This is a genomic window from Pantoea sp. X-Soil-OKNW-556, assembly GCF_059730695.1.
The window spans coordinates 3,586,954-3,599,055 of sequence record NZ_AP035990.1 but is presented as its reverse complement, the minus strand read 5'-3'; the positions used below and the strand labels follow the sequence as shown (position 1 = coordinate 3,599,055).

7 protein-coding genes are annotated in these 12,102 nt (G+C 56.2%); 6 read left to right on the top strand and 1 reads right to left on the bottom strand.

What is annotated here, in order from left to right:
• Positions 1 to 13: 13 nt before the first annotated feature.
• Positions 14 to 1,015 carry an HTH-type transcriptional regulator GalR gene (gene galR / locus AC6I8T_RS16770; protein WP_036626566.1) on the bottom strand — a complete coding sequence of 334 codons (1,002 nt, stop codon included), beginning with the start codon at positions 1,013 to 1,015 and terminating at the stop codon, positions 14 to 16.
• A gap of 194 nt (positions 1,016 to 1,209) precedes the next feature.
• Here galR and AC6I8T_RS16765 point away from each other — a divergent pair, with 194 nt between their 5' ends.
• The 6 genes from AC6I8T_RS16765 (at position 1,210) to AC6I8T_RS16740 (ending at position 12,063) form a co-directional block, all read left to right on the top strand.
• Complete coding sequence (locus tag AC6I8T_RS16765; protein ID WP_497834159.1) at positions 1,210 to 3,483, top strand: molybdopterin-dependent oxidoreductase; 2,274 nt, start codon at positions 1,210 to 1,212, stop codon at positions 3,481 to 3,483.
• Positions 3,484 to 3,754: 271 nt separating this feature from the next.
• A complete protein-coding gene (locus AC6I8T_RS16760) occupies positions 3,755 to 5,485 on the top strand; it encodes a penicillin-binding transpeptidase domain-containing protein (RefSeq protein WP_208723696.1) in 1,731 nt (576 codons plus the stop codon).
• A 424-nt stretch (positions 5,486 to 5,909) separates the two neighbouring features.
• Complete coding sequence (locus AC6I8T_RS16755; protein WP_021184590.1) at positions 5,910 to 6,098, top strand: hypothetical protein; 189 nt, start codon at positions 5,910 to 5,912, stop codon at positions 6,096 to 6,098.
• 288 nt (positions 6,099 to 6,386) lie between these two features.
• Complete coding sequence (locus tag AC6I8T_RS16750) at positions 6,387 to 7,523, top strand: efflux RND transporter periplasmic adaptor subunit (RefSeq protein ID WP_208723697.1); 1,137 nt, start codon at positions 6,387 to 6,389, stop codon at positions 7,521 to 7,523.
• 9 nt (positions 7,524 to 7,532) lie between these two features.
• On the top strand, positions 7,533 to 10,667 hold the full coding sequence (locus AC6I8T_RS16745; protein WP_021184588.1) for an efflux RND transporter permease subunit: 3,135 nt from the start codon (positions 7,533 to 7,535) through the stop codon (positions 10,665 to 10,667).
• Complete coding sequence (locus tag AC6I8T_RS16740) at positions 10,657 to 12,063, top strand: efflux transporter outer membrane subunit (protein WP_497834158.1); 1,407 nt, start codon at positions 10,657 to 10,659, stop codon at positions 12,061 to 12,063. The genes AC6I8T_RS16745 and AC6I8T_RS16740 overlap by 11 nt, the downstream gene beginning before the upstream one ends.
• Positions 12,064 to 12,102: the final 39 nt, after the last annotated feature.

Here is a 12,102-nt window from a genome sequence, read left to right as displayed (position 1 = left end):
GTCACGATAAAATTTAACCCGGCCCGCTAACGGAATGGCGACGTACCAGCGTCGGACTGAACATATTGGTCACTTCCGGCATCGGCAAATCGTTTGCCAGTGCTAACGCCAGTTGGGCGGCTTGCTGCGCCATGGTCACAATCGGGTAACGTACCGTGGTCAGACGCGGGCGCACGTAGCGTGATACCAGCACATCGTCGAAACCAATCAGCGACATCTCTTCCGGCACGCGGATACCGTTATCGCTCAACACCGCCAGCGCGCCAGCGGCCATAGAATCGTTGTAACAGGCCACTGCGGTGAACTGCTTGCCGCGACCGAGGAGTTCGGTCATCGCCTGTTCGCCGCCTACTTCATCCGGTTCGCCCCAGGCAACCAGACGATCATTACTCGGCAGACCATGTTCTTTCAGCGCATCGTAATAACCCTGGAGGCGGTCTTCGGCGTCAGAAATGGTGTGGGTGGAACAGATGAAAGCAATCTGGGTATGGCCCTGTTGGATCAAATGGCGTGTCGCCAGCCAGGCACCGTAGCGGTCATCCAGCGCAATGCAGCGTGACTCAAACCCTTTCAGTAACCGATTCAGCAACACCATACCGGGGACTTGCTTCATCAGTTGCTCCAGATCATCGTCCGGGATCTTCTTGGCGTGCACCACCAGCGCCGCGCAGCGATGGCGCATCAGTTGTTCAATCGCCTGACGCTCTTTTTGTTCGTTATGGTAACCGTTACCAATCAGCAAAAAGTTGCCGGTCTGGCCCGCCACTTCATCAACGGCTTTAACCATCGCGCCAAAGAACGGGTCGGAAACATCACCGACTACCAGGCCGAGTGTTTCGGTGGATTGCTGTGCCAGCGCGCGTGCGTTGGCGTTTGGGTGGTATTGCAACTGCTCCATTGCCTGAGTCACGGCGAGGCGTGAACTCTCGCTGGCCTTGGGGGAATTATTAATCACGCGGGATACGGTCGCGACCGAGACCCCAGCCATTCTGGCGACATCCTTAATGGTAGCCATGCGTTAGCCTGCTTCCGGGAAAACGTTTACACATGCCTCCAGTGTTACGGAAATCCCCCAGCGTCGCAACCCGGCAGAATGCCAGCGCTGTCGCAAAAGTGCGGAAAATCAGACGCTCGCGGCAGGCTTTAGCCCGGCGCAGCCCCTATGTTATGCTGGCGGAACGAATCACACCTGCCTGCCGGACCCTAATCATGAAAACACGCGTGCCACATCTGGCGCACTGGGGCGCTTTTACCGCGGTGACGGAAAATGGCCGTCTCACCGGTTGCGAACCGTTCTTCGCCGATGCCGATCCTTCACCGATGCTGAATACCATCCCTGAGCTGGTTTATTCGGACAAACGTATTCGCCAGCCGATGGTGCGTCGTTCGTGGCTAAAATCCCGTGAGAACAGCGATCGCACGCTGCGTGGTCGCGAAGATTTTGTCGCAGTGGACTGGGACACCGCGCTGGATCTGGTGGCGGAGGAAAATCGCCGGGTGCGCGACCGTTACGGTGCATCAGGCATTTTTAACGGTTCCTATGGCTGGTCCTCAGCCGGACGCGTAAACCACGCACGCACGCTGATCCGTCGCTTCTATTTTCAGGGCGGCGGCGGGGTTGACCAGCAGGGCAACTACAGTTGGGGGGCGGCGCAGTTCTTTTTACCTTATGTGATTGGCACTTACATGCCGCTGACCGGCCGAGTCACCGACTGGCCGGATGTGGTGGAACATGCCGAGATCTTTATCGCCTTTGGTGGCCTGGCGCTGAAAAATGCTCAGGTAGCGTCCGGTGGCGCGGGGCAGCACAGCCTGAAACCGGCGCTGGAGCAACTGACCGCCAAGGGCACGCCGATCATTAACATCAGCCCGATGCGTGATGACTGCCCGGCGTTCGTCAATGCCGAGTGGATTCCAATTCGTCCCAATACCGATGTGGCATTGATGCTGGCGCTGGGCTTCGAAATTACCCGGCGTCAGGCGGTGGATGAGGCGTTTCTCGCCAGCCACTGCACCGGTTGGCCGCAGCTACGCGCCTATCTGCTGGGCGAGAATGATGGTATTGTCAAAACGCCGGAATGGGCCAGCCAGATCACCGGTATCCCAGCCGCGCGCATTGCGTTACTGGCGCAACAACTGATTGGCAAACGCAGCTTTATCACCTGTTCTTATTCGGTACAGCGCGCCCATCGCGGTGAACAGCCCTACTGGATGATGATTGCGCTGTCGTCGATGTTGGGTCAGCCCGGTTTGCCTGGCGGCGGTTTCTCCTTTGGTCATGGTTCGATGAACAGCGTCGGCAACCCGCGTCAGGAAGGCCCGGCTCCGCTGATGAGTACCGGACCCAATCCGTCTGGTCTGTCGATTCCGGTGGCGCGCATCAGTGATATGTTGCTCAACCCCGGCCAGCCCTACAGCTTCCAGGGCGAGACGTTGCATTACCCGGATATCCATCTGGTGCATTGGGCGGGTGGCAACCCGTTCCATCATCATCAGCAACTGAATCGTCTGGTCGAAGGCTGGCAGCGCCCGGATACCGTGGTGGTGCAGGATATCGTCTGGACGCCAGCGGCGCAGATGGCGGATATCGTGCTACCTGCCACTACCACGCTGGAACGCAACGATATTGGCGGCTCCTCGCGCGATCGCTTTGTGCTGGCGATGCATCAGGCGATTAAACCGCAGCATCAGGCGCGCCATGACTTTGATATCTTTGCCGATTTAGCCGATCGTCTTGGTTATCGCGAGGTGTTCACCGAAGGGCGCAATGAGATGCAATGGATTGAGCATCTCTATCAGCAGTGCGCAGTGGCGCATGCGCGCAAAGGGATCCACTTCCCGGAGTTTGGTGAGTTCTGGCAGCGTGGTTTTGTCGAAATCCCGCAGGGAGGCGCGCCTTACGTGTTTATGGATGCGTTTCGTGCCAACCCGGTGGCGAATCCGATTCAGACCGCCAGCGGCAAAATTGAACTGTTTTGCCAGACCATCGCGGATTACCAACTGGAGGATTTCGCCGGTCACCCGGAATGGCGTGAGCCGCAGGAGTGGCTGGGGGCAAGACTGAGCGAGCAGTTCCCGCTGCATATGATCTCGATTCAACCCTCCGATCGCCTGCACAGCCAGCTCGACGCTACCGCGACAGTGCAGGCCAACAAAACCGCCGGGCGTGAAACCCTGTATATGCATCCGCAGGATGCGGCGGCGCGTGCAATTAACGATGGCGACGAGATTGAAGTCAGCAACGCGCGTGGCCGCATGTTGGCAGGCGTGCGTGTAACCGATGGCCTGACACCGGGCGTGGTGATTATCTCGACCGGGGCCTGGTTTGACCCCGGCTTTGGCCGCGCCTGGCAGCCGTGGGACCGCGCCGGTAACCCGAATGTATTGACGCTGGATATTGGCACTTCGTCGTTAACCCAGGGGCCAAACGCCATGAGTTGCCTGGTGGAAATCAAAAAACATGAGGTTTGCACAATCCAGTAAGAATCTCATCGCTGGTTACATTTTGCGGGTAACTGTTGCGTTTGAGAGATGGCATCCCGTCTCTGCGCCTTGCTACAGTCAGGGTCCCAGAGGTATTGATGGGTGAACATCAAAAAGTTTTCTTGATTACACCGACCTGCGCAGATGCGCAGGTTTTTTTTGCCCGCACATTTCGCTAACGAACTGAAACACAGTTTTCCTGTTATCCCGCCTCGCGTTTCTTTATAACTGCTGCGTATAGCCTGTTTATCTATTCCGCCGCGGTAATATCATGCCCCGAATAAAAAAATTTCTGGGAAAAGACCAGATTCAAGCTCCATTTAATCCCTTTCGTTTTCGCCTGATCTGTCTGGGTGTGCTCTCCTGTCTGGGCCTGTTGCTGGCACGCGTCGGCGATTTGCAGCTGATTAACCACCCGATGCTGGAACACGAAGCGGATCAGCGTTCACTGCGTACCGTGACGTTGCCGACTAACCGTGGCACCTTACTCGACCGCGATGGTGAAGCGCTGGCACTGAGCGTGCCATCGCGCGACATCATCGCTGACCCGATGCGGGTGCTGGAGAGTAACCCGGACTTTACCAGCGCCAAATGGGCCTACCTGGCGAATGCGCTGAATATGCGCCCGGACCAACTGGCGCAGCAGATTGTGGCCAACCCGAAAAAACGCTTCCTCTATCTCGGGCGAAAAATTGAACTGAGTATCGCCAAAGATATTGCCGCGCTGCGCCTGAAAGGCATCAGCTCGGTGTATGACGACAGTCGTTTCTACCCGATGAGTGAAGCCGCAGCACCGTTGATTGGTATCGTTGGCGCGGATAACAACGGTCTGAACGGCCTGGAAAAAGGCTTTGATCGCCTGTTACATGGCGAAGAGGGTAAAGAGGTTTATCGCCAGGATAAAAATGGCGACATCATCTCGATGATTGATTACCAGCCACCGCAGCAGCCGCCGACGGTGCAACTGAGTATCGACAAATTTGACCAGTACACGCTGTTTAGCAAGTTGCGCGATGGCGTGTTGCTCAACAAGGCCGATTCCGGTGCTGCGGTGTTGGTGAAAATCGATACCGGGGAAATTCTGGCGATGGCCTCCTATCCGTCGTTCAACCCCAACAACTATGACGATGCTACCCCGGCGCAGATGCGTAACTCGGCGATTAACGACAGTTACGAACCCGGTTCCACCGTGAAGCCGTTGGTGGTGCTGGAAGGTCTGGAGCGTCATCTGGTGCGCCCTGACTCGGTGATTGATACCTCGCCTTATTCGGTCAACGGCCATCTGATCCGCGACGTCGGCCACTGGCCGCGTCTGACCATGACCGGGATTTTGCAGAAATCGAGTGATATCGGTGTTTCCCATATCGCGCTGGCGATGCCTGCGGAAGCGCTGGTCAATACCTATCAGGCCTTTGGCCTCGGTAAACCTACCGGGCTGGGGCTGACCGGTGAAAGTGTCGGTTACTTCCCGCTGCATCGTGAACGTTGGGCGGATATTGAACGCGCCACCTTTGCCTTCGGCTACGGCCTGCGCGTTACGCCACTGCAAATTGCGCGTGAATACGCCACTCTCGGCTCCTATGGCATCTACCGACCGTTATCAATAACCAAGGTGACGCCGCCAGTGTTGGGCACCCAGGTGGCCGATGCACAAATGGTACAAACCGTGGTGCATATGCTGGAGAGCGACGTCCTGCCGGGCGGCACCGGGGTGAAAGCGGCGGTGCCGGGCTATCGCCTGGCGACCAAAACCGGTACCGCAGAGAAAATGGGTAGCAGCGGCAAGTACGATGGCGGTTACGTCAACTACACCGCCGGCATTGCGCCTGCCAGCCATCCTGAAGTAGCGCTGGTGGTGATGATCAACCATCCAACCGCCGGGGATCACTTTGGTGGTTCGGTAGCCGCACCGGTATTCGGCAACATTATGGGGCCGGTGCTGAAGCATATGAACATTGCGCCGGATGCGATCTACAGTAAACCGACACCAGATAAATCTTAATGAAATCAGGATGTAAACGAGATTGCGGAGTTTTCACACCTCGTTGCATTTCCCAGAATTCGGTTGCGTTTTCCGGCTGTCGTCATCACACCGATGATGCGAGGATGAAAGTCCCAGAGGTATTGATTGGTGTGAAGAATGGCAGCCGATGCTGCTCACCCTGTTCAGTTGCACCGACCCACGCAGATGCGTGGGTTTTTTTTATCTGCGATACCAGGCCAAACTGCTTGTTATCGTCCTGCTTAATCGTTCACACCTCTTATCTATCTCTTAACGTTCCGCCGCCAACAAAAAAATATCTCGTCGTGTAACGTATTACCTAACGCACCGCGATGTCGCATTCCATCAAGGTCCGCCAGCCCCTTACTGTGTTGGTAGCGCAGGTAAGGGGCGTATTTATTGCCTTTGTTGAGTCGACAACCCTATGCCAAAACTCAAAGACAGAACGCCGAAAGGCGAGGGCCGCTCAGCGGCTTTTCAGCTGCGTATTCATCCCGAATTGCATAATCAGCTACGCGAACTGACCGATGACGACAATGTCACCTTGTCCTGTTGGTTAAAGGATCTGGCACGACGTGAATTACGTCGTCGTGGCATTGAGCCGAAAGGGTAATTAGCGCGATAAATCGCGCCGCTACATCAGGGGACAAAGTTTAGCAGTGGCGCTAAAAGTCGACGATCCCGTAGCGGCGCGATTTATCGCGCGATAACTTCTATGCATACCCGAAAACCCGCGAAAAGCTAAAAAACACAGCGATTTATCGCACGAAAGGTTTACCATTTTCGTTTCGAAAATATGTTTTACGCAACCTTAACAGCTGCGCCATTGCCTCCTGCCTACAATGACTTTCCTTGAGAGTAATCATTCTCATTACTTTCCCCAATCTTGTTGAGAAAAACTATGCGCCTGAAACTTCTTTCTGCCAGCGTGGTGTTTTTACTGGCAGCCTGTGATCAGGGTGGAGCGACACCCGCCGCGTCTGCGACACCGCAAGTCGGCGTTGTTACTCTGAAAACCGAACCCGTAACGCTGGTCACGCAATTGCCTGGCCGTACCAATGCGGTTCGTACCGCTCAGGTGCGCCCGCAGGTCAGTGGTGTGATCCAAAAAATCCTCTTCACCGAAGGTGGGGAAGTCAAAGAGGGGCAGCCGTTGTATCAGATTGATCCGGCGACCTATAAAGCGTCTTATGACAAAGCGATGGCGACCTGGCAAAACGACGCGATGGTTGCGAAACGCTATCAGCCGCTGGCTGCCGCCCATGCCATCAGCCAGCAGACCTACGATGACGCGGTAGCTGCGGAGCGTGAAGCTAAAGCTGATGTGGAAACCGCCAAGGTCAACCTCGACTACACCCTGGTAAAAGCGCCGATCTCCGGGCATATCAGCCGTTCGCTCTACACTGCCGGTGCGCTGGTGACTAGCGGGCAGACGGACTACCTTGCCACCATTACGCAGCTCAACCCGATCTATGTCGATGTGAATGAGTCCGCCACCGATCTGCTGCGTCTGCGCCGGGCACTGGCTGAAGGCAAAATTGCCAAAGTGGGTGACAACACCGCGGCGGTGGGGCTGACGCTGGAAGATGGCAGCAAATATAGCGAACAAGGCAAACTGGCCTTCTCGGAAGTCAACGTTGATACCGCCACCGGCACCGTGGTGCTGCGTGCCGTGTTCCCGAACCCCAGTAACGAATTGCTGCCAGGTATGTATGTTCATGCCAGCTTCCCGCAGGGTATCCAGCAACAGGGCATTTTGGTGCCGCAGGAATCCATCATGCATGACACCAAAGGGCAGCCTTATGTCTATGTGGTGAAAAGCGACAACACCATCGCACAGCGCAGCATCAGCACCGGTGAAATGATCCACGGCGAGTGGCTGGTTACCGGCGGTCTGCAAGAGGGGGAAAATGTGGTGGTGAACAACCTGCAAAGTGTTCGCAGCGGCGTTAAAGTGACCACCACCGCCGCCAATACCAATGACACGCCATCCGCTAATGCCGTCAGCCTCTCCATGACTGATGCTGCGGCACAATAAGGGGGCGTCATGTCTAAGTTTTTTATTGAACGCCCGATATTTGCATGGGTTATCGCGATCATTGTGATGCTGGTAGGGGCGATTGCGACGCTCAATCTGCCGGTTAACCAGTATCCGAATATCTCGCCTCCGGCGGTTTCCATCTCCGTTACCTATCCCGGTGCCAGTGCCGAAACCACGCAAAACACCGTGGTACAGGTGATTGAGCAGCAGCTCAACGGTCTGGACGGCTTACGCTATCTGGAGTCGAGCAGTGCGTCGGACGGTAGTGCGCAGATCATCGCTACCTTTAATCAGGGCATTAACCCGGATATCGCCCAGGTACAGGTGCAGGACCGTGTGTCCCTGGCCGAATCTCAGCTACCGACTGATGTGACACAGCAGGGCATCCGTATCCGTAAGTACCAGAAAAACTTCATGATGGTGGTGGGGTTGATCTCGAAAGACGGCAAGCTGACCAACGGCGACCTGGCCGATATGCTGGTGTCGAAGCTGGAAGATCCGATTTCACGTACTCCCGGTGTCGGCGACTTTATGGTGCTGGGTTCAGAATACGCCATGCGTATCTGGCTCGATCCGGCCAAGTTGTATAAGTACAACCTGATGCCAAGCGATGTCAGTACGGCTATCGATAACCAGAACGTGCAGGTTTCTTCCGGTTCGTTGGGCGGGCTGCCAACGATTCAGGGCGCCAAAACCCAGGCGACCGTGCTGGGCAAAACCCGTTTCACCACGGTGAAACAGTTTGAAAACGTGCTGCTGAAAGTGAACAGCGACGGCTCGCAAGTGCGCCTGAAAGATGTGGCGTCCGTGGCCCTTGGTCCACAGAGCTACGGCATTGATGCCACCCTGAACGGTAAGCCTGCGGCCGGTATCGCGCTGCGTCTGGCGACCGGTGCTAACGAACTGAACACCGCCAAAGCAGTACGTCAGACCATTGCTGACCTGAAAGACGCCTTGCCGGATAACGTGGAAGTCACCTATCCCTACGACACCTCGCCGGTAGTGAGCGCCTCCATCGAAGAAGTGGTGAAAACCCTGATCGAAGCGGTCATCCTGGTGTTCTTCGTGATGTTGGTGTTCCTGCAAAACCTGCGCGCGACCCTGATCACCACCCTGGTGGTGCCGGTGGTGCTGCTGGGGACATTCGGTATCCTCGCCGCCTTTGGTTACAGCATTAACACCCTGACGATGTTCGGGATGGTGCTGGCGATAGGGCTATTGGTGGATGATGCCATCGTGGTGGTGGAGAACGTCGAGCGTGTGATGCACGAAGAAAAGCTCGATCCGAAAACCGCCACCATTAAATCGATGCAGCAGATTCAGGGGGCGTTGTTCGGTATCGCACTGGTGCTGTCGGCGGTACTGCTGCCGATGGCCTTCTTCTCTGGTTCGACCGGGGTTATTTATCGTCAGTTCTCGATCACCATTGTGTCCGCAATGGCGCTGTCGGTGATTATGGCGTTGATCTTTACCCCGGCGCTCTGTGCCACCTTCCTGAAAGCCAGTTCGGCAGAACACAAAACTACCGGGTTTGCCGGTTGGTTTAACCGTAAATTCGACAGCGGCGCGATGCACTACACCCGTGGGGTGAATAAAGTGATCTCGCGTCGTGGCCTGTTTTTGGTGGTGTATCTGGTGATTGTGGGCGTGACCGGCTTCCTGTTTACCCGAGTGCCGACCACCTTCCTGCCGAACGAAGACCAGGGTCTGATGATGGTGCAGATGACCTTGCCGGTAAACTCGTCGTCGCAGCGTACCCAGCAGGTCATCAACGATCTGAATGATTATCTTCAGAAAAATGAAGCCTCGGTGGTGACCACCACCTTTGGCGTGGCAGGGTTTAACTTCGCCGGTCGCGGGCAGAGTAACGCTATGGCGTTTGTGCGCCTGAAGGACTGGGGAGAACGTACCCACAGCGGCCAGAGCGTGCAGGATTTGGCGAACCGGGTCATGGCTCACTTCGCCAACTACAAAAACGCCAAAATCTTCGCCATGGTACCGCCCGCGGTGATGGAACTGGGGAACGCCACCGGTTTTGACCTCTACTTGCAGGATACGGGCGCGCACACCCACCAGCAGATGATGGATGCCACGCATCAGCTGATTGATCTGGCAAACAAAGATCCACGTCTGGCTCAGGTGCGTATGAATGGCCTGGAAGATGAACCGCAGTATCAACTGGAGATCAATGACGAGAAAGCCAGCGCGCTGGGCCTGAGCATGACCGACATTAATAACACCCTGTCGGTGGCCTGGGGTTCGAGCTATATCGACCAGTTTATGTATAACGGCCGCGTGAAAGAGGTCTATCTGATGGGGAAAGCGGATTCGCGTGTCACGCCGTCCGACCTCAATAAATGGTACTTCCGTAACTCCAGCGGCACCATGGTTCCGTTCTCCGCATTTGCCTCGGGTAAATGGGTATATGGTTCGCCCCACTTCGAACGTTTCAATGGCCTGACGGCGGAAGAGATTCTTGGTTCCCCGGCACCGGGTAAGAGTACCGGTGAAGCGATGAAAGCCGTAGAAGATCTGGCAAAACAGTTGCCGAGCGGCTTCCGTGTGCAGTGGTACGGCATCTCCTATGAGGAACAGGCTTCCGGTAACCAGACCACGCAGTTGTATGCCATCTCGATTCTGGTGGTATTCCTGTGTCTCGCCGCGCTGTATGAAAGCTGGTCGATTCCGTTCTCGGTGATTCTGGTGGTGCCACTCGGCGTGCTGGGTACCATTTGCGCCGTGTTGCTGCGCGGCTTGCAGAACGACGTGTTCTTCCAGGTTGGGTTATTAACCACCGTCGGACTGGCGGCGAAGAACGCCATATTGATTGTTGAATTTGCCAAGGAGCTGCACGAACGGGAAGGTAAGAGCCTGATTGAGGCGGCGGTGGAAGCAGCACGCCTGCGTATCCGCCCGATTATCATGACCTCGATGGCCTTTATCCTCGGAGTCCTGCCGCTCACCATCTCTAACGGTGCCGGCGCGGGCAGTCAGCACTCCATCGGTACGGCGGTAGCGGGCGGGATGATTACCGCAACCTTCCTCGCCATCTTCTTTGTGCCGATGTTCTACGTGGTGGTGTCGCAATTCTTTGCGCGTAAGAAAAAAGCATCCGTAGAGGGGGTGCAGCATGATAACTAAAACCTTCAATTGGGCGTTGCTGCCGCTGGCCGCCGCACTGGGCTTAACCGGTTGTACTATGGAGCCGCATTACCAGCGGCCATCCATGCCAGTGGATGCGCGCTACGATCAACCCACGGCGGTGGGCAACGTCGCGGATTTGCCGTGGCAGAACTTCTTTAATGACGCGACGATGCGCAACCTGATTCAGCTCTCGCTCGACAACAACCGCGATCTGCGTGTGGCGGCATTAAACGTGGAAGAAGCGCGTAACGATGTGACGGTGCAGCGTGCGGCATTGATGCCATCGATTGACGCCACCGCCAGTCAGACCTCGGCGCATGAGCCGGGTAATCTGTACAACACTAAAACCACCGGTCCGGTGACCTATCACGAGCTGAACGCCGGTCTGGGCGTTACCTCGTGGGAGCTGGATTTCTTTGGTCGTTTGCGCAGCCTGCGTGATCAGGCTCAGGAAACGTATCTCTCCACGGCGGCCACGGAACGCGCCACCCGCATCTCGCTGATCTCCGAAGTCGCGACTGCATGGCTGACCTTGTGTTCGGATAATGATCTGCTGCATCTGGCACAGAACACCGCGCAGAGCCAGCAGGACTCGTACCGTCTGACCAAAATGAGTTACGACGGCGGCGTCAGCAGCGATCAGGATCTGGCGGAAGCGGAAAGCACGGTGCGCGCCGCCGAAGCCGACGTTGCCAGCTACACACGTCAGGTGCGTCAGGATGTCGATGCGCTGCGGCTGTTGGTCGGCACCGATTTACCGGTATCGCTGTTGTCACATGCCACGCTGGACGCAAACTGGCAGTTCCCGGCTACGCCTGCCGGGTTGCCGTCAGATTTGCTGACGCGTCGCCCGGATGTGATGGCGGCTGAGCATACCCTGAAAGCGGCTAACGCCAATATTGGCGCGGCGCGTGCCGCCTTCTTCCCGAGTATCACGCTGACCGCCTCCGGCGGATCAACCAGTAGCTCGTTGGGCAGTTTGCTGGGTGGTGGCACCGGAGCCTGGTCGTTTGTGCCGTCAATTAATCTGCCGATTTTTGACGGTGGCAAAAACGAAGCCAACCTGAACATCGCGCATATCGAGAAACGCATCGAGATCGCCAACTATGAGAAAGCGATCCAGACCGCGTTCAAAGAAGTGAACGATGCGCTGGCGGGGCAGGACACCTGGCAGGATCAAATGTCGGCCCTGCAAAAAGAGGTAGGTGCGAACCAGCGCGACTACGACTATTCTGAATTGCGTTATAAGCAGGGCGTTGATAATTATCTCAATGTGTTAGTCGCCCAACGTTCGCTTTACAGTGCGCAACAGTCGTTGATCAGCGCGCATCTGGGCCAGTTAAGCCAGAAAATCACGCTGTACAAGGCATTGGGTGGCGGCTGGAAATCCTGAGCTTCTTAACGGAATCCTTACGGTTTGAGCATGGAAAAA

What these genes read in the sequence shown, in the direction of transcription:
- galR (WP_036626566.1), bottom strand. Translation starts at nt 1,015, where the DNA reads ATGGCTACCATTAAGGATGTCGCCAGAATGGCTGGGGTCTCGGTCGCG.
- AC6I8T_RS16765 (WP_497834159.1), top strand. Translation starts at nt 1,210, where the DNA reads ATGAAAACACGCGTGCCACATCTGGCGCACTGGGGCGCTTTTACCGCG.
- AC6I8T_RS16760 (WP_208723696.1), top strand. Translation starts at nt 3,755, where the DNA reads ATGCCCCGAATAAAAAAATTTCTGGGAAAAGACCAGATTCAAGCTCCA.
- AC6I8T_RS16755 (WP_021184590.1), top strand. Translation starts at nt 5,910, where the DNA reads ATGCCAAAACTCAAAGACAGAACGCCGAAAGGCGAGGGCCGCTCAGCG.
- AC6I8T_RS16750 (WP_208723697.1), top strand. Translation starts at nt 6,387, where the DNA reads ATGCGCCTGAAACTTCTTTCTGCCAGCGTGGTGTTTTTACTGGCAGCC.
- AC6I8T_RS16745 (WP_021184588.1), top strand. Translation starts at nt 7,533, where the DNA reads ATGTCTAAGTTTTTTATTGAACGCCCGATATTTGCATGGGTTATCGCG.
- AC6I8T_RS16740 (WP_497834158.1), top strand. Translation starts at nt 10,657, where the DNA reads ATGATAACTAAAACCTTCAATTGGGCGTTGCTGCCGCTGGCCGCCGCA.